A 23,003-nucleotide genomic window follows, 5' to 3' on the forward strand; every position below is an offset into this window, starting at 1 on the left:
CATACATCCTAACATATTTATAAGACTATAAACAGGCTCTAAGCTGTTCGCTCAAAAGGTCCCTCTTGTTCTACAACTAATGCATCTCTGTAACGGTGCATTGTATTAATATCTTCTTCCATTGGACCAGGGGTGCCATACTTCCTTTTATAATGAGATCTTTCAGCAAAATCAATTCGGTATTTCGCATCAAAAATGTATTGATATTGATAGTTTTTCCCCTTTTTCTCAATAGCTAGCATCGTATCTGGCTTTTGTGTAACTGTTGGCAGTCTACCGTTTCGTTTTTGGAAGTAAAGTTCGATTACCTCGTCTGTTTCTGGATGTTTGAACGTTCTTTTTGCAGTTTTACTTTCATCAAGCGTTACGTATAAACCATCTTGTTTAACTTGAATAACGTCTTGATGGAGCGGTATATATTTTTTAGATAGAATTTGTCCGAGTTTTAAATACGTCCAGTATTCGTATAACCTTGCGACATCTTTTACCGACATTTTGAAAATTTGTCCTCGTAATGTTAAACCTCGCGATAGCATTAAAAAGATTTGATACGCATCTCTATATCCTGCAGCCATTTGGATTACGAGCGAAAAGACTGAGCGATCTAATTTTCCTATTCCTCGCCAAAATGGATCGTTCAATTCATTTTTCATTCGATACTTCATATTTTTTACACGTTGTAGTAAATCTTCATCAGTTTCACCACGTGTATATCTAGACTTTGGCTCTAGCGCCTTAAGTAAATCCTCTATTTTATGTACGACTCTTTGAATCATCCATTTAACAAATCGATTTTCCAGCGTGTCATATGACACTTCCTTATAAGCTGTAATTCCTTTAGTCGGTATACTGTTTTCTCCTTGTATTAAGTGTGGTCGCTTTCGCAAATAATTCATTCCGACAGAATCAAATTTACGAATTTTTTCTCCTCGTACAAGTTGATGTCTAGTCATAAGCGTATGATGCGGTTGTCTTTTAATGTGAGAGATCGACTTCATAAACCGCTCAAAGGAATCATTTAAAATACGATAAAACTCACTCTTCGATGGATTTGTAGCGTAAATTGCAGATGCTCCTAAGTAAGTTCTCTTTAGTAAATGAAACGCTAAATTATAAATTTCATCATTTACCTCATCTAATAAAGCTCTGTAATCATCCTTATAATCAAGCTTTACCGGAAAAACTTCAAATGTAACTGTTAATAAAGTTTCTTTATCATCTTTAATTTCAAACGTTGTATTTCCTACTTCATTCGGAAATGAAAGATTCCCCATTAACACGTGTAGTGAACCCATTTGAATAGAACTAACTTGTTTTCGAAATCCCGGATGTTCATGATAAAAAGAGAGCTGCTTGTTATTTTTCGGAACAACAACAAGCTGATAACTTCTATTCTCAAAAAAGATTGGCGGATGTTCGTTCCATTCATCTAGCCGCTGCAATCTCGCATCAAATACAGAAACGGATTCCGTCTTCCCATCTACTTGAAAATACATCATTTCATCCGCGTTCATAGCGTGATATTCTTTTAAACTCTCGTATTTTTCATGATAAGGATTTCCTTTAATCGTCAATGATAGCTCCTCTGTTTCAATCTTAACTAGCTCTATCTCATTATTAGATCCAGAAAGAGGTGAAGCCATCATACTCGAACCTCCTTAACATATGAGACAGCTTGTTAGCTGAACGAGGATACTTAGCATATGAGGCATCATTATTACCACTATCATATTCTTCATTTGCACATAATACATACAACTGCTCTAATACCTCTTCTGTTCTTCCATCGCTCCCAGCAAGACGCGGTAAAATCTTTTGATATATTTGATAATCAAGCGCTTCATCAAACGATAATAACTTTCCTTTTTCGTTGTATGCCATATAGAAACAAATTTCATCTCGTATACGGTATCCAACTTGAGCTCCAACTGATTCAAGTGTTTTATTTATTTCTATTAAAATAGTTGAGATATTTCTCACAAGATCTTCGTTTTCTTTAAAGCATTCTTTTAAATGAAGATACTTGGTTGCTAAAGAGCTATTAGAAACAATTTCAGCTTCCTTCTCTTCCATATCCATTAAGAAATTAAAATAATCTAAGTTAACGGTATTAAATTCAATTGTATTCGCACGATCTAATACTTTTTTACTTAACGGATGTGTCGTTTCATCCATATTTACAGTTCCGATAATATATACATTTGATGGAATCGTAATATGCTTATTCGTAATTGATTCTGGAAGTACTGGTGACGTAACAATTTTTCCATCTTTCCATTTACGACTTTCAATTACACTTAAAAAATCACTAAAGTAGTATTCCACTCGAGCTAAGTTCATCTCGTCCAACACTACAAAATACGGCCTATTTGGATTTGCATCTGCATTTTCAAGAACTTTAATTAACGGTCTTTCTTGAAATTCCCCTTGAAGATTCACATAACCAAGCAAATCAGAACTATCACTCCAATCAGGTCGAACCGGAATGAGTGTAAATTGTCCATTCTCTTCCGTAGCCCCTAAACTCTCCGCAAACCACTGAACAATTTTCGTTTTCCCTGTACCTGAAATACCTGATAAAATTACAAATGGCTTCGTCTTTAACGAAAGGAAGAAATTAATAAGATCTTTTTTCTCATAAAAGAAACCTTTACTTTGAATATAAGAAGACACATGATCGATAATTGATTGCTGATCTAAATACACTTCTTTCCTCTCATAAATCATTTCATATTTCGTTCCTTCCTCTTTGTAAGCAATAAATCCCTCATAATAGCGAAGCATTTCTTCTAGATCCTCTACTAACTCTTTTTCACTTGGCATTTTATTAGCATCATACGCAATATAAGCCGCTGTTGAATTCGCATATCCTTTCGCTTTTGAGCTTGTCCCTAGGAAAATCTCATCATCTTTTTTCACCTTTTGGGACATATGTATTTGCTCACGGATCTCTTCTTTAATTTTTTGCATCTCTTCTCTTGACGTTTCCGTCACACCTTGCGCCAACGTTAAATATAATCGCTCCATATCTTCACTAAACAAATAAACGATATAATAACCTCTCTGCGTGGATGTCGTAATATCTTTATTCATAATCGCAAGCCACGGAACAGCAGCCCAATTCCCTTGTCCAATTGAACCTGTGACAACATATTGATTATGATTAATAAATGGTAACCTCGTTATTTCCGTTGTCATTTCATGCCTAACAACCGCTCCCATTTTATGACCTGCAAATCTTTCTGTTCTTGCCTGTAAATATTCATCCATAACCGTTAAAAACTTTTCACGTAAATTACTGTTCATACTACCGCCCTTTTCTCTATCATCTTTTACGTATTGTTCAATAGGAATCCACTCATTATTAATCAGCCCTACTTGTTCCAGCCAATCTAGTAAGTTATTCGTACGCCGCTTCGCTACTGATTCAACCATCAAATTAGCCCCTAATGAATTTCGGACAGTCGTCATTCCCAAACCTACTAAAGCTTCTTTCTTTTCATCCTTTGAATACTTCTCTAACAATCCAAGAACAAATAAAGCATGACAGAAATATTCCTGTCTTAAAACTAGCTGTGCAATGTAAGCATTCTTATCTTCTGATTGAACATATTCATTTAATAAAAGCTGATTCATTTCATGAGATTCATTCAAAAAGCCCAACAATCTTAAATCCTGGCGTGCATTAGATTTCACTCTATATAAATTTTCATCCGCTTGTTCACTTAACGTACTTGGATTATATGTACCATTCATTGTCTCTTCTAAAAAGAGCATTACTTTATCATATTTTTCACTTGGTAGGTTATCTGTTTTGAATTCTTTAAATTCAATAGCTCCTGCTTCCATTACATTCACAAATGGAAGCTGTGAACAGAAAGCTACCAAGAAAGTATTACATTCACTTGCTTGTCCGAAATCCTCACTCTTTACCGTGCGCATATCAATAATTTTTTGCCAAGCATCCTTAAGAAGTTCAAAGCCCACGTTAAAATAAGACGGTGCTTCTTCTTTTTCATATCGCTCACGTGAAAATTTAATTTCAATTTCTAATTCTCCATTATCCTTATTTCTAATCAAATAAGTTTTATCACCATTTATATCTTCAACCTGCTTCGTTGATTTAGCCAATTCAATTATGAGTTGATCCAACATTTTTATCCCCACCGTTACAATAAATTACAATTACTACTATTTTATCAAACTATGTATAAAAGAAAAATCATACGCCATACCGTATGATTTACTAATCCCTATTATTCCCCACTAGCTCCCCATACTCCTGACTACTCTCCTCAAGAAAAATCCTACTCTCCTCACTATTCTTATAAAAAGAATTCCAACCCCTCTCCCTCAAAATCCCCTTCCAACTCTCACTCTCCACCATCCTCTTAATGATATTATCCCAATAAGCAACCTCTTCCTCCGTCATATCCTTCGGGCCCATAATCCCTTTCCAGTGCTGGAATATAACGTCGACTCCTTGTTCTTTCCACGTCGGAATTTCTGGTAGTCGGTCTAGGCGCTTTGGTGCGGATACGGCTAGTATTTTTATTTTGCCGGCTTTGTATTGTTTTTCGGCTTCGGATAGGGTCATGGTTGCGGCATTGATTTGTTTGTTCGTTAGGGCGTTTATGATTTTTTCTTTGTTTTCGTAAACGAAGAATTGTAGTTCGGCTGGGTTTATGCCGAATGCTTTGCTTACTTGTACGAAGGATAGGTGATCGTCGTTTCCTAGGCCGGGGGCAACGCCGATTTTGAAGTTTTTCTTGTTTTGTTTTAGTTGTTCCATTAGTTCGTTTGCGTTTTCTATGCTTGATTCTTTTGAGACGACAACGACTTCCCAGTCTGATGCTAATGTTGCGAGCGGGGTGAAGTCTTTATAGGTTAGTTTACTGTGGCCTAGTAGGTTGTTCGTTATGAGTAAGCTTGAGTTAATCGCCAGTACGTGACCGCCTTTTTGTTTCGTATATTTCCAGCCGACATCACCACTGCCACCTACTTTATTTGTGACTGTGATTGGTTTTGTGAAGATTTTTTCTTCTGTTAGCGTTTTTTGCATTGCCCGTGCTGTTAAATCCCATCCTGCTCCTTGAACGTTTGGCGCAACGATTTCTACTTCTTCTATGTCCACTTTATTCGTGTGCGTTTTTTCTACGGAACAACCAGCTATTACTCCTGTCATGATCCATATACATAGTAATAATCGTTTTTTCATAGTCCTCGTCCTATTCGATATTTTCGTTCTGGTCGTCCGATAATGCCGTATGTGTACTCTACTGTGCATTCGTTTGTCGCCACTAAATATTCTAAATATCTTCTTGCAGTTGTTCTGGAAGCTCCCATTTGTTCTCCCATTTCTTCTATTGTAATTCCGTCTTCGAACCCTTTTATAATTCCTTTCACTTTTTGCAGTGTTAACGGATCAACACCTGTCGGTAAGTTTTTCATATCTTGTATTTGTGAAGTACCGAAGAAGTTATCGATTAGTGCTTGATTTACTTCATTGTTACTATGTAATAATTGCTTCTTTCTTTTATAGTCTTCAATGGTTCGAACAAATTTATCTAACGTGACCGGTTTTATAAGGTAGTTGCTTACGCCGTTTCGAATTGCTTTTTCTAGCATATGGTTTTCATTCGTCGCTGTAACCATAATGACGTCAACGTTTGGAAAGTCAGCATGGATTTTCGGCAATAAGTCTGTACCAATTCCATCTGGTAAATAATTATCTAATAGAAGTAAATCGATTTCTTCCTTTTGTAGTAGTTCCATCGTTTCTTTTGCATTCAATGCTTTTCCGATCACTTTTACGTCCTTTATTTTTGATAAAAACTCCTCTTGAATTTGCGCCACGCGGAAATCATCTTCTGCAATTGCAACCTTCAACATATTCCCATCCCCCTGTTTGTCATGTACTTTCTCTCAATGTTTTCGGAAGGTAAATTGTAAAAATAGCTCCCCCATTTTTCTCGTTTTGAATTTCAATTGTTCCTTGTAGTAGATCTACCATTTCTTTCACGTTTGCTAGTCCGTAACCACGATCATTCCCTTTCGTTGAAAACCCTTTTTGAAAAATGGTCGTGATTTTTTCTGCCGGTATCCCTGCTCCACTATCTATCACTTCAAACACAATATCGTGTCCAATATCCGTAACAAAGAAGGAAACACTCTTTTCCGCTCGTTCACTCACCGCATCAAACGCATTGTCGATTATGTTTCCAAGGATCGTAATAAGGTGCGAAACTTTTATATGGTCTGGTAACGGTTGAAGCGCACTATCTCCTTCAATATGAAAATCGATTTTCTTTTCAGACGCTGTTCCGAGTTTTCCTAATAAAATAGCTTGTACTTTCGCATCGTGAATTTGATGGAATAAAATATGGTTTTGGCTTTGATGAATATTAGATTCTTGCTGGATGAATTCAATTGCTTCTCTGTAATGTCCTAACTGAAGTAATCCTGATAAAACGAAAAGTTTATTTGTAAATTCATGCGTTTGAGCGCGTAAGTCCTCTGAATATTTTCTTACCTCAGATATTGTATTCACAAGGTTTTGCAATTCTGTTTTATCTCTAAAACTACATACAACGCCTACCGTACTATTATTTTCGAGTATCGGTGTCATGTTTAAAATGAATACTTTATCTTGAAACGATATTTCTTGATCGTTTTCTAACACTCTCTCCATATTAAATTCTGGCAAAACTTTTGAAATGTGCTGCTGCATATAATCACCATTTACATACAGCATTTCTTCTGCCGAAGTGTTCATCATCGTAATAAAACCGTTTTGATCAATAGCGATAATTCCTTCTTTTATAGATAGTAGTATCGCGCTTCGTTCCCGGTATAGCGCTGCGATTTCATTCGGCTCTAGACCGAGTGTATCTTTCCTGATACTACGTGCTAAAAGAATGCCACCAACAATTCCGGCTAGTAATACAGCTAAGGAAAAGAGGATAATTTCTTTCGTTCTGCTCAATATGTTAGATTCAATACCTTTTATTAAAAACTCCACTGTCACAACACCTACGACTTGATCGTAGTCTCCGTTATGAACAATAATGGGTGCCTTCGCCATTAAAGCCGGGCCACTTGCACCATTTCCTTCGAGTGTATAATAGCCACCAAAAGTGAGTGCTTCATAGTTATATGGATTGTTACTCTTTGTACCAATCAACTCCGAATTAGAATGTGAATACATAACCCCATAACGATCTTCTATAATGACATAATCTGCACCAGCTTGCTCGCGAACTTGTTCCGCAATGGATTGAATGGTACTTTTATGCTCGTTATATTGAAAAGCATCTTTTATAGCTGGCATAAAAGAAAGTGACTTCGCCGTTTGCAGAGCTAATTGTTCCACTTGGCGCTTCGTATCAACGGACTGAATGTAAACAAATATTCCGGCTAATAGGAGAACGACAAATAAAATTAACGTAATAATTAAGCTTACTATTTTCGTTTGTAATGACACTTTGTGTGATTTCTTCATACTCCATATCCTTTGATAAAATATTCTAAACTATCAATCTCCTTTTTCTATTATTATGACAAAACTAATAATGAAGCAACTATTAAAACTCTCCATGTACATAAAGTACAAAAAGAATAAAATTGTCATAATATTGAGATTTTAATTTATGAACAGTACAATTCAACTATATTGAACGCGCTTTCATAATTATCATTTTATTTATAAGCAAGAGGAGGAATTATTATGGCTCAAGCAAAATCTAACCGAGTCGCCGGCAATATCTTTAAAGGTTCCGTCGGCAATTTAATTGAATGGTACGACTGGTACGTTTACTCTGCTTTTGCTGTTTATTTTTCAGCAGAATTCTTTCCTAAAGGAGATCCAACGAGTCAGTTACTGAACACAGCAGCTATTTTCGCAGTTGGATTTTTAATGCGTCCTATCGGAAGTTTGCTAATGGGACGCTATGCGGATCGTCATGGACGCCGGGCAGCATTAACGCTTTCCATTACGGTTATGGCCGGTGGTTCTTTAATTATTGCCTGTACACCGAGTTACGAAAGCATCGGTATTATGGCGCCAATTATTTTAGTTCTTGCCCGTTTACTGCAAGGGTTGTCACTCGGCGGAGAGTATGGAACTTCCGCAACGTATTTATCTGAAATGGCTAGTAGTGGACGCCGTGGCTTTTATTCAAGTTTCCAATATGTAACGCTCGTTGCTGGACAGATGGTTGCGTTAGGCGTTCAAATTGTTCTTCAGCAATTACTAAGCGAACCAGATATGAAAGCTTGGGGATGGCGTATTCCATTCATTATTGGAGCAATGGGCGCAGTAGCTGTATTATGGCTTCGCCGTACGATGGATGAATCGGAGCAGTTCTCAAAAATGGAATCTAAAAACCGCGAAAACGCAGGAACAATTCGCGCTCTTATGAAGCATCCGAAAGCAGTATTAACTGTAGTCGGCCTAACACTTGGAGGCACTGTTGCATTCTATACGTACACAACATATTTACAAAAATTCATGGTAAACACAGTCGGTCTTCCGAAAGAAATTGTAAGCTGGATTAACTTTGTCGCACTTCTTATTTTCGTCGTACTTCAGCCGATTGCGGGGCTACTATCCGATAAAATTGGACGCCGCCCACTATTAATGGCTTTCGGTATTCTCGGAACTTTACTCACAGCACCAATCTTCTTCTTTATGGAAAAAACGACAGAACCAATTGTAGCATTTTTACTTATGATGGTCGGTCTTATTATCGTTACTGGTTACACTTCCATTAACGCAATTGTAAAAGCCGAACTCTTTCCAACTGAAATTCGCGCGCTTGGCGTAGGTTTGCCATATGCTCTAACCGTTGCGATATTCGGCGGAACAGCAGAATTTATCGCATTATGGCTAAAGAGTATCGGAATGGAATCACTATTCTACTTCTATGTAGCTGGATGTATCGCGATAAGCTTTATTACGTATTGGCGTATGGATGAGTCTTCGAAGACTTCGCAGATTGAGGCGGAGCTTGGTGGTGGAGATAAACTAGCTAATAATAAATCTAGTTAAAATTACGTATTCTATGTTCTATGTTCTTCGTTTACCTGAACTCGATTTGCTTTATCTAAAAAAGCATAATTCATTAATATACAATTTAAAAACCTCTACTTATACGTAGAGGTTTTTGTATGACGAAAAAACACGTAGTTCCATTGTTATTTTACAAACCCCAAATTCTTCCTCATCTTAAAGTGGAACAAATTTATTACTTAGAGTGTCTAATAAGTGTATTTCTAATATTAGTTGTCCAGATTGGATACAACATATCCCGTTTGACATCTATTTTTATGTATTACAAAAAAAAAGAAAGGACTTATTATCCCAAAAAGTGAAAAATATGCATCGTAATACTACGGTTAAGTATTACAAGTTTAATACTTTCACAGGTGAACCATTACAAGTGGAAACAAAAAAGAAACAACCCAAACCGTGACTTATCAATCATATAAAGTGAAACTTTAATCAGTGGGGGTTTTGTTCATCCCCAGCTGATTATCAGCCCTCACCAATCGGGCTTTTACGGGCAGCCCGACCCCCACCTAACTTCTTTGCTTCCGCTGAATTTTGAGGTGTGGGTCTTACTGCCCGGCGAATAGCGGGATAAACGTTTTGAATGTAATTTAACCTGTGAAATTTTAGCTGCAGTAGTATTGTTACCCAATGCCATCTTTAATTGCATTGGTATTTAGAATACCTAGACAAAATCCATATATTCTTGAAAGAGGTTGAAAATTTATGTTCGTTTTAAACAAGTTCTTTAACATCTCACATTACAAAAAGATTGTGCCTGTAGTATTACTTTCATGTGTATCACTTATAGGCTGTTCCAATAGTAATACTCAATCTGAACCACCTAAACAAGCGAATCAAACGAATCAAATTAAACAAGAAAATACAGGTAATCAATCTTTCGCTAAACTTGAAAAAGAATATGATGCTAAGCTTGGTATTTATGCACTGGACACAGGTACGAATCAAACTGTTGCTTATCATTCAGATGATCGTTTTGCATTTGCATCTACATCTAAATCATTAGCTGTGGGCGCTCTTTTACGCAAGAACTCATTAGAAGCTCTTGATCAAAGGATTACGTATACTCATGAAGATCTTTCTAATTATAATCCAATTACTGAAAAGCATGTTGATACAGGAATGACGTTAAAAGAACTTGCAGATGCTTCTGTTCGATATAGTGACAGCACAGCACATAATTTGATTCTTAAACAGTTAGGTGGGCCCTCTGAATTTGAAAAAATCTTGAGAGAAATGGGAGATACTGTTACTACTTCAGAACGATTTGAACCTGAATTAAATGAAGTGCATCCAGGAGAAACACATGATACCAGTACACCAGAAGCGATAGCTAAGACACTTCAATCATTTACATTAGGAACTGCACTTCCAATAGAAAAACGTGAACTATTAGTAGATTGGATGAAGAGAAATACAACTGGAGATAAATTGATTCGTGCGGGCGTACCAAAAGGATGGGAAGTAGCTGATAAAACAGGCGCGGGATCTTACGGAACAAGAAATGATATCGCAATTATTTGGCCACCAAATAAAAAGCCGATTGTTCTTGCTATACTTTCTAATCATGATAAAGAAGATGCTAAATACGATGATAAACTTATTGCAGACGCAACCAAAGTCGTGTTAAATACCTTAAAAGCCACGGAATAAATGATAATAGGTTAAAAGTTTTCTATTTTAGGCGGGTGTTTTCATCAACTAAAAATTTAATAGTGTCCCAAAAATGAAATTTGGTGCTAACTTGTAATAAAAAGCTCATTTTTATTGTTTGGGGATAAATCGTTCTTTAAGCTTGATGGCGATTTGGTGCTATTCCTAAAACATCTGGACTTTAATAGCCAACTAAAAAATGCAAACAAAAAGACCTTTAATCAGTCGTTTTGTTTGCATTTCCTTTTTCTAAAACCACAGAAAAGATAAGTACTATAGTTAACACCATAATAAACCTTACTTCACTTCCATCACTTACAAAAAATGAATACAAAGTATAAATTAAAATTAATATTCCATAAATAACTTTGTGCAATGAACTCCCCCCTTTTTGCCGTATATATTTTAGTGTAAAAATTCAATTCAAGCCCTATATCAAAATGAAAATAAAAAGCACCTGTGATATACACAAAGTGCTTTTCTCTTGTCAATTTATCTATTTTCACTATATTTATCTACTTTCTTTTTATAACTCAAATTTCTTCGAATCGTACTTTTCTAGAGTTTGCTGCAATTCATTTTGTTCATATGGAATATGTTTATCTGTCTGTACATCTTCAACATTTTCTCCACCTGTTAATAATCTCCTGTACTTAAAAGAGTGCCTTGTTAATACTGTTGTAATCATTTTGCATTGCCCTCCTTTTGTTTGATTACTTGTATCATAAAACAAGTATCTGAAGTTGATATGTAGTTTATCTAGAGTGTATGTAAATTTAAAAAATCTCTAATAAAATGTTTATGTTGTAACGTTACCACCAAAACTAGTGCTTCAAACACCACGATTTGAAGAGACAGTAACCCATATTCTAGCTTAAATTCCCTCTACGGTTCTATATTGAGTAAAACCGGTTGATTCCTATAATATAAAAAGAGCACCACTTTTTGGATGCTCTTCGTTATAACTATATATTATTTAATTTCCTTCTTTTGTTGGTACCATTTTTCCTTCTTGAGAATCTGTACCTTCTGTTCTTTCAACAGTTTTTGCATGTTCTGGTTTTTCAGGGGCTCCCATTTCAAATCCAGATTGAGAATCTGTACCTTCTTTTGCTGGTACCATTTTTCCTTCTTGAGAACCTGTACCTTCTGTTCTTTCAACAGTTTTTGCATGTTCTGGTTTTTCAGGGGCTCCCATTTCAAATCCAGATTGAGAATCTGTACCTTCTTTTGCTGGTACCATTTTTCCTTCTTGAGAACCTGTACCTTCTGTTCTTTCAACAGTTTTTACGTCTCCTTTAGGAGTTGCTGGCACTGCATCTTTAGGTAAATCAAAGTTTTGTGAGAAAGACGTTGTTCCATCTGCACTTTGTGTAATTACTTGATTTGAACTATCTTCATTTGACTTTAAATTGTCCATTTTCGCATCATCTGCACCTACTGCACCTCCCGCTACCAATCCTGTACTTAAAAGTGCTCCTGCTAATAATGTTTTAATCATTTTTCATTACCTCCTGTTTATTTGTAATATTCATCAAAAAAGTATCTAGAGTTAATGTTTTAGTCATTATCTTTATCTACTTGCTTTTTGATTACATTTAGCATAAGACAAGAATCTATAGTTGATATGGACTGTATCTGGAGATTATGTAAAGAAAAATGGATGATCAATTCTATATCCTAATGGATGCTTAGACAAGATTGAAACTTTTTATGAGTTTGAACAATTGAGTTCCCCTTTGTTTTTGGGTGTGAGGTTTTTAGCTGGAGTGGAGTGAGGGACTAACCTTTTCTAATTTGAAAGCAAACTTTTTATTATTAGTTTACATTCAAAACACTGTAAATAAAGATGTTAAAAATCCGTGAACAAAAAACCACATCTCATTGATGTCCACCCCATCAGAAGTATGGAAGGGAATTAAATATAATCCTTCCCTGTCTTTATGCATTAAGATAGAAAAAATTATAAAGTGAAACTTTAATCAGTGGGGGGTTTTGTTCATCCCCCACTGATTATTAGTTGAACCAATCGGGCGTTTACGGGCATTCGATCTCCCACCTAACTTCTTTGCTCCACCTGAATTTTGAGGTGGGAGTTTTACTGCCCGGCAAATAGCGGGATAAATATAGACTTAAATATTTTTTTGAAAGGATATTGTTTAACAAACATAAAAAAGAGCTAAGGCTGTATGAGAACCTTAGCTCTTTTTTATGTTTATTGTTTATTATATAAATTATTTAACGCTACAAGCCATACCAACTATTATATTACCAACTGAAATACCACCAGGTCCCCCCGATGCTTCCCCCTCTAAAACAAATGACAAGCCACCTCATGCCCCTTCGCAATCTCAAGCATCTTCGGTACTTCCTGTGCGCATTTTTCAGTGGCGAATTTACACCTTGTTCTGAATTTGCAGCCGGATGGTGAGTTTAGTGGGCTTGGTACTTCCCCTTGCAGAATGATCCTTTCTTTACCTGTGTTTGTTGGATCTGGTTCTGGCATGGATGAGAGTAGTGCTTGTGTGTATGGATGTGCCGGTTTTGTGTATAGGTCTTCGCTGTCGGCAATTTCTACTATGTTTCCTAGGTACATGACTCCGATTCGGTCTGATATGTGTCTTACCATGGATAGGTCATGGGCGATGAATAAGTATGTGACGCCTGTTTCTTCTTGAATATCCTGCAGCATGTTTACGACTTGTGCTTGGACTGAGACATCTAGTGCTGAAATTGGTTCGTCACATAGGATGAAGTCTGGTTTTACAGATAGTGCGCGCGCGATGCTTATGCGCTGTCTTTGTCCTCCGCTAAATTCGTGCGGGTAGCGATATAGGTGTTCTTCTTTTAGGCCTACTTTTTTGAGAAGGTCTAGAATGATTTCTTTTCTTTCTTCCGCTGTGTAAGATCCGTGAATGTTCATCGGTTCGCTAATAATTTGGAATACGTTCATTGTCGGATTTAATGATGCGTATGGATCTTGGAAAATGATTTGCATTCGTTTTCGATATTCTTTTAGTTCACTTTCTTTTAGATCTGCGATATCTTTTCCGTCGAATAGGATGTTACCTGAAGTAACGTCGTGTAAACGAATGATGCTTCTTCCTGTCGTTGATTTTCCGCAGCCAGATTCTCCTACTAGCCCGAATGTTTCACCCTTTTTAATTGTGAAGCTAAGATCATCTACTGCTTTTAATTGCTCTGTTTTTCTGCCGAATAGTCCTTTTTTAATAGGAAAATACTTTTTTAAGTTCCGAACTTCAATTAAGTTTTCTTCATGCATGGGAATCACCTACCGCCCTATCATTTAGCCAGCACATAGAGCGCCTTCCGTTTCCGATTTCAAAATATGGCGGACGTTCTTGTTCACAAATGTCCATTTTATGTGGGCAACGCTCTGCGAATGGGCATCCTTTCGGCGGGTGTAATAAGTTTGGTGTTACACCTTGAATTGGCGCTAGTCTTTCTTTTACGCCGTTCGATATTTTTGGTAGAGAGTTTAATAGCCCTTTCGTATATGGATGATTCGGCGATTGGAAAATATTAAGTACAGGTCCTTCTTCCATAATAAGTCCGCCGTACATTACGATAACGCGTGTACAGTTTTGCGCAACAATTCCAAGATCATGCGTAATAAGAAGTAACGACATATTCGTTTCATTTTTTAAGTTTTTCATTAAATCTAGTATTTGTGCTTGTATCGTTACATCAAGCGCTGTCGTCGGTTCGTCCGCAATGAGGAGGTCTGGATTACAAGACATCGCCATTGCGATCATAACCCGCTGCTTCATACCGCCGCTTAGTTCATGCGGATATTGTTTCACCCTTTCTTCCGGTGAAGAAAGACCGACTTGTTTTAACAAGTTGACTGCGATGTGCTCTGCTTCTTTCTTTTTCACTTTTTGATGCCGAATAATTACTTCCGTCATCTGCTTTCCAATTTTCACAACTGGATTTAATGCCGACATTGGATCTTGAGATATAAGTGAAATTTGATTTCCTCTAATAGAACGCAATTCTTTTTCAGATTTTGAAAGTATGTTTTCATTGTGAAATAGAATCTCTCCCTCTTTCACTTTCCCTGGCGATGTAACAAGAGACATAACAGATTTCGCCATAACGCTCTTTCCACTTCCAGACTCACCAACGATTCCAACTACTTCTCCTTTATTTAAGCGAAATGAAACGCCGCGAACCGCTTCAACTTCTCCGTCTTCTATGAAAAAAGAAGTCTTTAAATTTTTCACTTCTAATAGTTTTTCAGACACGTTCCTCACTCCTCTCGCTTAACGACTTAGTTTTCATGTCCGGCCCCTTTTGGTGCGAAAGCTTTCTTAAGCGCTTCACCAATTACGTTAAAACTCAACACTGTTAATAGAATAAGGAACCCTGGGAAGAGTGTTAAATACCAGGCTTCGCCGATATATCCTTGCGCATTGTTAAGCATGCTGCCCCAAGAAGAATCTGGTTCACGAATACCTAATCCTAAGAAGCTAAGTGATGATTCCATTAAAATCGATGACGCAATTGTTAATGTCGCTGCGATAATAATGGTCGATAAAATATTAGGAATGATGTGTCTTACAATAATCATCAATGATTTTTGTCCGGATACTTTTGCATATAAAACGTACTCACGCTCTTTTACAGATAACGTTTCTGCCCTTACGATACGCGCGGTGTCCATCCACGTTAATAGTCCGATAATAAGAACAAGCGTTGTAATTCCTGGTTTTAAATACGCATTTAATAACAACATTAAAAAGAATGAAGGAATTGACATTAAAACTTCAACAACTCGCATTAAGAAGTTGTCTAACTTTCCGCCAAAATATCCGCTAATTGTTCCAACTGCCGTGCCGATTGTAATAGAAACAACCATCGCTAGAAAACCAACAGCAAGCGAAACTCTTCCGCCATATAACGCTCTCGTTAAGTAATCCCTTCCGTAATCGTCTGTACCGAACGGATGACTCATACTCGGTTCTTGTAAACGATCTGGAATCGACATTTTGCTAGGATCATATGGTGATATGAATGCGAAAAGAGACGCTATTGTTAAAACACTAAGTATAATAACTCCCATTAGTACAAACTTATTTTTTGTAAAACTACTTTTTATCGTTTGAAATCTCCTATTATTCATTCCAAATCACCCCCTCATTCGAATGCGCGGATCTACTACGCCATATAAAATATCAGCAATTAAATTACCGAGAATTAACATGAACGATGATAATAATGTGATTGCCATAATAATTGGATAATCAAATCTAAAAATAGCATTCACCCCGAGTGAACCAAGTCCCGGCCATGAGAATACTGTTTCCGTAATGAACGCTCCGCCTACTAAACTTGGAATGGATAATCCGAAAATTGTAATGATTGGTATTAATACATTTCGAAGTACGTGATTAAATAAAACTGTTTTCTTTGAAGCGCCGTACGCATATTGAATTTGTACGTAATCTTCTTCTAATTGCTGGATGGTACTTGAACGAATATATCTCATATAAACAGAGACGTTTTGGAACGCTAGCACCATGCAAGGTAAAATGCCGTGCTGGACAATATCCCAGAAGGAATCTTGACCAACTGTGCGCATACCCATACTCGGAAGTAGATTTAACTTTAAAGAGAATAGGTAGATTAATAGTAAAGCAAACCAAAAGACTGGCATTGAGATTCCCACATAGGAGATAAAGTTCACGATGCGATCAAAGATAGAATTCTTTTTCACACCTGTAAATAGTCCAAGCGGGATTGCGATTACAAATGAGACGAGTAAAGATGATCCCATTAACCCAATTGTTGCGGGTAATCTTTCTGTAATAAGTTCCAAAACAGGGCGGTGATTTTGAAGTGAGTATCCAAAATTCCCTGTTAAAATATTTTTTAGCCATAAAATATATTGCACGTAAATCGGTTGATCTAGTCCTAAACTTTTGCGAATACGCTCGACATCAATTGGACTCATATTCGGCGTTACAAAGTTTCGAACGGGATCGCCCGGCGCTAGTTTTATTAATAGAAAAGAAATAATAGAAATAACAAATAAAAGCGGAATTGCATTTAAAAGCCTCTTTGCAATTACTTTATACACAAACTTCCCCCCTCAAGATAAAGAAGCTGATTTCCACCAGCTTCTTTACAGTTTCTTATTTCACTTCATAAATCTTCGATAGATCTTCAAACATTGTGACTGGAATTGCTTTTGCTTCTTTTAATCCATCAAACTTTTTATCTACTGCAATAACTGCTTTCGGATATGCGATTGGAAGATACGGTAAGTCTTCTCTCGCTGTATCTTGAATTTTATGGTATAGCTCTGCGCGTTTCGTTTTATCTGTTTCAACTGCAGCTTCTTCCCATAACTTATCGAAGTCAGCATTTTTATAACGTGCATAATTGTATTCTGCATTGCTTAAGAATAAGCTCTTATATGAATCTGGCTCTGGTCCCATTATGTAACCACCAAATGTAATGTCATATTCTTTATTCTCTTTATCCAAGCCTTTTTCACTTGCCGCACTAGCATCTAATGCATTCAGTTCAACTTGTAAACCAACTTCTTGTAATTTTTGCTGTGTATATAGCGCTAAGCTTTCCATAATTTTATTATTCGTTACATACATAACACGTATTTTTTCTTTATCTTTTACACCAGCTTTTGCTAATAAATCTTTCGCTTCTTTTTGATCATACTTATACTCTTTAATATCTTTCGCATAATACATAGCGTCTGGTGTTAAGATTGAATTTGCCGGTTCCGCAAATTGACTAGAAACGAACGCTGAGTTAATCATTTCTTTCTTATCTAATGCATGCGCAATTGCTTGGCGCACTTCTTTTTTCTTCATAAGGTCTGTATTAAAGTTATAAGCTAAGTAGAATAATCTACCTTCAGGGAAAGTCACCATTGAGAAGTTCCCAGTGCTATCTAATTTCTTAAAGTCTTGCGGTTCGATCATCTTCATATTAATTTGACCATTTTGAAGTGAAACATTTGCTGTATTACGGTCTTTTACAACGCGGTACACGATAGAATCTAATTTCGCTTTACCAGCAAAATAATCATCAAATCGCTCTAACGCAACATATTCATCTGATTTAAATTCTTTTAATTTAAATGGACCTGATCCAACAGGTTGTAAGTTTTTCTTACTCTTCACTAAATCTGCTTCACCTTCAAATACATGTTTCGGAATTGGGAAGAAATCGTTCATAACCCCTTCGAAAGATGCACTTACTTGTGGTAATACGAATTGAGTCGTTAGCTCATCCACTTTTTTCACCTCAAGCGGCTTTCCTTTAAAAATAAAGTTTTCACGGCTTGAACTATTTTGCTTCTCATCTAAAATAGATTGGAATGTAAATACAATATCGTCTGATGTAATTTTCTTACCATCATGCCATTTCAAATTATCTTTTAGTTTTAAAGTCCATGTTAATTGATCTTCTGAAGGCGTAAAGCTCTCAGCAAGAACAAACTTTTTCTTACCGTCTTCCATATGATACAGCGGTGCATATAAAGCTTGCTGTATCGTTAACGACACACGATCATTCGCATAAAGCGGATTCATCGTATCGGGATTGTCGCTAACACCAACTGTTAACGTCCCTCCATCTTTCGGAGTCCCTGATTTACTAGTGTTCGCTTGCTTCGAAGAATCTTTCTCTCCTGAGCAAGCCGCTAATGCAATAAGTAATAGTAGGACAAATGGTAATGCAAACAACTTCTTCTTCATGTTTCGACCCCTCTCAACTATTTACACCTATAAGAAAACTCGGAATTAATACCGAGTTTTCTTATAGGTTTTAAATTACCACTACCCGTATGTATTGTCAAACTTTTTCGCAAAGGTAGAAAGTTTGACATCTATCAATGAATCCTTGCGATAAACTATATTTATGCGGAGGGTAAAATAAAAAGACCACGAAAAGGTAGCCTCGCAAAATGAGTTAAAAAACTAGCAGCCTACAAGAAATTCCTCTGAAATGGTTGTTATATATGATCGAAAATGTAGAATGGGATTAAAGATAAAAAACATTTTTAGGAGGTTATCATGACATTTGATGAATTGAAAAAAAACAAACCAACAACCCCATGGATTGAGAATGATGAAGATGGGGAGTTTTTCACTGAAGAAAATATAAGTGCAACAAATAAAGTTCTCGACACTTACATTAACAATTTAGAGCAATTGGGTGAGAATCCAACCGAAGTCGAAATAATGCAAGTCGTTAAAGAAGTCGTTGTTAACATAAATGAATTAAATGACGAACATGACTATTTTATCGAAACAATGGAAAGAGAAGATCTCTATGAATTTATCGATACAGCAGCACGAATAGCTGGATTAGAATCCGAAGAAGACATAACAGAAGAATGGCGGGAATGGTAAAAAAAGTTGCACCTCTAATTGTTAGAGGTGCAACTTTTTTCATACGCCAATTGAATTAATGATTTGATATCTGCATAGGGTTCACATGTTCCAACATAATATCAATTTAATTTTTATCAAGAGGATCTAATTATAAATTCTAGCACACTCATCCTCTCAAAACTCAATCCTATTCCCAATCCCACGCTCCACCGCTTTCTCATACAAATACTTCGCAACGATAATATCTACTACCGCTAAACCTACCGATTTGAAAACGGTAATCTCTTCATCGTTCTCTCTACCAGCTTTTTCCCCGCTTATAATTTGACCAAGTTCAGCGTGGATGTCGCTAGTTTTAAATAAACCTTCTTTTATTGGCACTAGAAGATCACCTGTTTCTTCTAATGCTGCTTCTTTTGATTCGACTACTACTTTGTTTGAGCTTGTGATGGCGTGAGATGGTAGTTCTTGCATGCTCGGTCTAAATGAACCGACGGCGTTTATGTGGACGCCTTTTTGTAGTTTTTCTGAGAAGACTGGTGTAGATGCATTCGTAGTTGTGACGATGATGTCCGCTTCGCTTATTGCTTCATTTGGATTTGTGTAAACGTAGGCCGGTTTGCTGAATTTCTCTTGTATATATTGCGCGAATGCATAGGCTTTTTCTTCCGTTCGGTTGTATAAAATTACTTTTTCAATATCTCTAACCGTGAATACAGCTTCTGCAATTCCTTTCGCCTGTTCACCGGTGCCGATGATACATAAAGTTTTTGCGTTATGACGAGCTAAATGTTTTGTCGCTACTCCTGATAAGGCGCCTGTTCGGATCATCGTTAAATAGGAACCTTCTAAAAGTGCGAGTGGTTCTCCTGTTTGAAAGTCTGATAGCATTACAATTCCGTTTATCGTTTTCTTTCCTATCTTTTTGTTTTGCGGGACTACTGTTACTACTTTTAAACCAAGAGCTTCCAGTCCTTCCGCTACCGAAGGCATAATTAATGCGGTATTTTGCTCGCTCGCAAATGGTAATGAGCCGCGAATTGGTGTGATCGTTCTTTCTGCTGAAAATTCTTTTAAAGCAAGCGCCGCGTATTCAATGACTTCATTCATATTTACTAAGTTTTTTTGCTCGTTCGCGCTTATGACTAGCATATTTGTTTATCCCCCTTTTATCCTATTAAAAACCCCCGATTCAACACATCTCTCGGGTCTACAACGAACTGATGGAATCCTGTAATAAACGCATTCCCCGTTACTTTCGGAACGACTGCTTCATATTTATCTACCTCTGTTAAAGATAATACTTCTCCTTCAAATTGGCCGTCAGTAATGCATTCGTGGATGAAAATCTCTCCTTTTTGTAAGGCATCTTTTTCAAAAAGGGTTGCGATTCTTGCGGAAGTTCCTGTGCCACAAGGGGAACGGTCTACTTGCCCGTCAGCGAAGATCGTTACATTTCGTAAGCTAGCGTCTTTTCCTTTCGGTTCATCTGAAAAAATAACACCGTATATTCCTTTTAACCCTTCTTCAAGTGGATGCTTAACTTCCATTTGGCTCTCAATATAATGTTTAATTTTACCGCCCCACGTTTGAATAGCAGGTAAGTCTTTGAAATCAACTTTCAAACCAAACTCTTTACTATCCACTACAGCATAAAATGCTCCGCCAAACGCGATATCTACTTGAAATTCATAGTTATCTATTTTAATAGGAACGTCTTTTTTGTATACAAATGAAGGAACATTTTCAAACGATACGGATTCTACCTCGCTACCATTAAATTTTGCGTACGCAATGACTTCCCCAGCAGGACTATCAATAATGAACTTCTGTTTTTCACCTGTCGCTTCAAACATACCTGTTTCAATTCCTACTGTAATAACAGCAATAATCCCGTGACCGCACATCGTACTCCAGCCTTCATTGTGCATAAATAGTACGCCAAAATCAGCGTGAGCACTTGCAGGCGGTGTAATGATACAACCGTACATGCCGTGATGGCCTCTCGGTTCGTACATAAGAATTTCGCGAAGATGATCCAAATGTTCCATACAGTATGCACGTCTTTCTAGCTGCGTTTCTCCCTTTATTTCTGGCACGCCGCCCGTAATAATTCGAAGCGGTTCCCCAGCTACGTGCGCATCAATTGTTGTGTATATTTTACTAACCTTCATTTCTATCTCTCCCCTATATGTTAATACTATTTTCATTGCAAATATCATGCCAACGCATAGAGTATAAAATGAAACTTTAATCAGTCCTCACCAATCGGGATTTTACGGGCAGTAAGGCCCCCACCTAACTTCTTTGCTTTCGCTGAATTTTGAGGTGGGGGTCTTACCGCCCAGCGAATAGCGGGATAAATCTGTATACATTTTTTGAAAAATACACACGACTGTCTACTTTTTTATACAGTAGACAGTCGCTGTCCATTAACCTATAACCAATACCACACTCCGCAAAAATATATCAGCGATTATTCAATTATATCGACCACAACTCCGAATATATCGACGTTTCGACACAACATATCGACTTACCGACAAACTTCGCGCTTTTGCACCTAATAACCACCAACCAATCCCACGACCGGCCCCCGCCGAATAACTGAAAAACAAAAAAATCCCCCGAAACCCGGGGGACCCATTACCCATCAAACCCTAACCGCCACAACATCCGGTACTTGCTTAGCAATCTCCTCACCAATCTTTATACTAGCCGTTGCAGCTGGAGATGGCGCATTACAAATGTGCAGAGAATTGATGCCAGGGATAATGCAGAAGTCATCAACCATATTTCCGTTTGATAAAATAGCTTGTGCCCTTACACCTGCATGAGTTGGCACGATATCTTTTTCTGTCAGTTCTGGTATTAAGCGCTGTAAGCTTTTCAGGAATGATTGTTTACTAAATGAACGCACCATTTCTTTTATGCCTTCTTTCATATTTGGCATTGCCATTTTCCAGAAGCCTGTGTATGTCATTGTTTCCATGAAATCTTTAATATCAAAGTCTGTTTTCGTATAACCTTCTCGCTTAAAGCTTAATACTGCGTTCGGTCCTGCATGTACGTCTCCGTTTATCATTCTTGTGAAATGAACACCTAAAAACGGGAATTCTGGATTTGGGACTGGATAGATTAAATGTTTTACGAGATGACGTTTTTCTGGAACAAGTTCATAATATTCACCACGAAACGGAACGATTTTCATATCCGTTAATATGCCTGTCTTTTTCGCGATACGATCGCTATGTAATCCAGCGCAGTTAATGAGGAATTTCGCTTTGAATACGCCTTTGTTTGTCTCAATTGTTACGGCGTCTTTCTTCTCAGTAATACGCTCTGCGGCTGTTCCTAAATGTACTTCTCCTCCGCTTTCTTGAATCAAACGGGCAAATGCATAACTTACTCCTTTATAATCAGCAATCCCGCAAGAAGGAACACGGATTGCCCCAAGTCCTTTTACATGAGGTTCAATTTCAGCTAATTCTTCCTTATCTATTTTTTCAATACGTAAATCGTTTTGTAAGCCTCTTTCATATAAGTTATGTAAAAGAGGAAGTTCTTCTTTTTCTGTAGCGACAATTACTTTTCCGCACATGTCATAAGCGATGTCATTTTCTTTACAAAATTGAACCATAGCTGCGTTTCCTTCTTTGGCAAACTTCGCTTTATAACTCCCTGGTTTATAATAAATTCCAGAATGAATTACTCCGCTATTATGTCCAGTTTGATGATGTGCAAGTTCCTTTTCTTTTTCAATGATCGCGATTTTCGCACGAGGGAATTTTTTCGTTAAAGCCATTCCAGTTGAAAGGCCAACAATTCCTCCGCCAATAATTATAAAGTCATACATCCTACTTCCCCCTTAATATGATGAAAGGCAGGCCTTT

At 37.1% G+C, this 23,003-nt stretch carries 18 protein-coding genes and 1 pseudogene; 3 read left to right on the forward strand and 16 right to left on the reverse strand.

Annotated features, from left to right (window positions below; translation table 11 throughout):
* Positions 1-41 precede the first annotated feature (41 nt).
* From ACP6L7_RS23325 to ACP6L7_RS23345, 5 genes and pseudogenes are all read right to left on the reverse strand, one after another.
* A pseudogene (locus ACP6L7_RS23325) lies at positions 42-1,643 on the reverse strand (DUF2357 domain-containing protein); the annotation flags it as partial.
* A complete protein-coding gene (locus tag ACP6L7_RS23330) occupies positions 1,618-4,155 on the reverse strand; it encodes an MrcB family domain-containing protein (protein ID WP_097829845.1) in 2,538 nt (845 codons plus the stop codon). The gene ACP6L7_RS23330 and the pseudogene ACP6L7_RS23325, both read right to left, overlap by 26 nt.
* A gap of 91 nt (positions 4,156-4,246) precedes the next feature.
* On the reverse strand, positions 4,247-5,218 hold the full coding sequence (locus ACP6L7_RS23335) for a tripartite tricarboxylate transporter substrate binding protein (protein ID WP_097829844.1): 972 nt from the start codon (positions 5,216-5,218) through the stop codon (positions 4,247-4,249).
* Positions 5,215-5,892: a response regulator gene (locus tag ACP6L7_RS23340; protein WP_097829843.1), complete on the reverse strand. Its 678-nt coding sequence runs from the start codon at positions 5,890-5,892 to the stop codon at positions 5,215-5,217. Before ACP6L7_RS23340 ends, ACP6L7_RS23335 begins: the two co-directional genes overlap by 4 nt.
* 19 nt (positions 5,893-5,911) lie before the next feature.
* Positions 5,912-7,501 carry an ATP-binding protein gene (locus tag ACP6L7_RS23345; protein ID WP_097829842.1) on the reverse strand — a complete coding sequence of 530 codons (1,590 nt, stop codon included), beginning with the start codon at positions 7,499-7,501 and terminating at the stop codon, positions 5,912-5,914.
* A 225-nt stretch (positions 7,502-7,726) separates the two neighbouring features.
* On the opposite strand from ACP6L7_RS23345, the gene ACP6L7_RS23350 reads away from it, so the two are divergent.
* Entirely contained in the window at positions 7,727-9,049 is a 1,323-nt protein-coding gene (locus ACP6L7_RS23350; protein ID WP_097829841.1) for an MFS transporter, read from the forward strand.
* Between the two features lie 726 nt (positions 9,050-9,775).
* The gene (gene blaIII, locus ACP6L7_RS23355) at positions 9,776-10,723 is read left to right on the forward strand and encodes a class A beta-lactamase BlaIII (protein ID WP_097829840.1); all 948 of its coding nucleotides are present in this window, start codon (positions 9,776-9,778) and stop codon (positions 10,721-10,723) included.
* A gap of 217 nt (positions 10,724-10,940) precedes the next feature.
* On the opposite strand, the gene ACP6L7_RS23360 is transcribed toward blaIII, so the two are convergent.
* The 8 genes from ACP6L7_RS23360 to ACP6L7_RS23395 form a co-directional block, all read right to left on the reverse strand.
* Positions 10,941-11,099, reverse strand: a complete 159-nt coding sequence (locus ACP6L7_RS23360; RefSeq protein ID WP_002087303.1) for a hypothetical protein — start codon at positions 11,097-11,099, stop codon at positions 10,941-10,943.
* Between the two features lie 150 nt (positions 11,100-11,249).
* Positions 11,250-11,411: a hypothetical protein gene (locus ACP6L7_RS23365; protein ID WP_170961002.1), complete on the reverse strand. Its 162-nt coding sequence runs from the start codon at positions 11,409-11,411 to the stop codon at positions 11,250-11,252.
* A 288-nt stretch (positions 11,412-11,699) separates the two neighbouring features.
* Positions 11,700-12,224, reverse strand: coding sequence for a hypothetical protein (locus ACP6L7_RS23370; RefSeq protein ID WP_264448621.1), 525 nt, complete (start codon positions 12,222-12,224; stop codon positions 11,700-11,702).
* Positions 12,225-13,034: 810 nt separating this feature from the next.
* Positions 13,035-14,006 (reverse strand): ABC transporter ATP-binding protein, encoded by a 972-nt coding sequence (locus tag ACP6L7_RS23375; RefSeq protein ID WP_141533296.1) that lies wholly within the window; start codon positions 14,004-14,006, stop codon positions 13,035-13,037.
* Positions 13,999-14,991 (reverse strand): ABC transporter ATP-binding protein, encoded by a 993-nt coding sequence (locus tag ACP6L7_RS23380; RefSeq protein WP_097829837.1) that lies wholly within the window; start codon positions 14,989-14,991, stop codon positions 13,999-14,001. The genes ACP6L7_RS23375 and ACP6L7_RS23380 overlap by 8 nt, the downstream gene beginning before the upstream one ends.
* 26 nt (positions 14,992-15,017) lie before the next feature.
* Positions 15,018-15,869 (reverse strand): ABC transporter permease, encoded by an 852-nt coding sequence (locus ACP6L7_RS23385; RefSeq protein ID WP_097829836.1) that lies wholly within the window; start codon positions 15,867-15,869, stop codon positions 15,018-15,020.
* Positions 15,870-15,875: 6 nt separating this feature from the next.
* Complete coding sequence (locus ACP6L7_RS23390; RefSeq protein WP_097829835.1) at positions 15,876-16,826, reverse strand: ABC transporter permease; 951 nt, start codon at positions 16,824-16,826, stop codon at positions 15,876-15,878.
* Positions 16,827-16,881: 55 nt separating this feature from the next.
* Positions 16,882-18,471, reverse strand: a complete 1,590-nt coding sequence (locus tag ACP6L7_RS23395; RefSeq protein ID WP_097829834.1) for an ABC transporter substrate-binding protein — start codon at positions 18,469-18,471, stop codon at positions 16,882-16,884.
* A gap of 318 nt (positions 18,472-18,789) precedes the next feature.
* On the opposite strand from ACP6L7_RS23395, the gene ACP6L7_RS23400 reads away from it, so the two are divergent.
* The gene (locus tag ACP6L7_RS23400; protein WP_071747949.1) at positions 18,790-19,128 is read left to right on the forward strand and encodes a hypothetical protein; all 339 of its coding nucleotides are present in this window, start codon (positions 18,790-18,792) and stop codon (positions 19,126-19,128) included.
* Positions 19,129-19,284: 156 nt separating this feature from the next.
* On the opposite strand, the gene ACP6L7_RS23405 is transcribed toward ACP6L7_RS23400, so the two are convergent.
* The 3 genes from ACP6L7_RS23405 to lhgO form a co-directional block, all read right to left on the reverse strand.
* Positions 19,285-20,262: an ornithine cyclodeaminase family protein gene (locus tag ACP6L7_RS23405; RefSeq protein WP_098361653.1), complete on the reverse strand. Its 978-nt coding sequence runs from the start codon at positions 20,260-20,262 to the stop codon at positions 19,285-19,287.
* A 17-nt stretch (positions 20,263-20,279) separates the two neighbouring features.
* Positions 20,280-21,284, reverse strand: a complete 1,005-nt coding sequence (locus ACP6L7_RS23410; protein ID WP_097829832.1) for a proline racemase family protein — start codon at positions 21,282-21,284, stop codon at positions 20,280-20,282.
* Positions 21,285-21,763: 479 nt separating this feature from the next.
* Complete coding sequence (lhgO, locus tag ACP6L7_RS23415) at positions 21,764-22,966, reverse strand: L-2-hydroxyglutarate oxidase (protein ID WP_097829831.1); 1,203 nt, start codon at positions 22,964-22,966, stop codon at positions 21,764-21,766.
* Positions 22,967-23,003: the final 37 nt, after the last annotated feature.

Source organism: Bacillus silvicola (assembly GCF_050524305.1).
Classification (GTDB): domain Bacteria; phylum Bacillota; class Bacilli; order Bacillales; family Bacillaceae_G; genus Bacillus_A; species Bacillus_A cereus_AT.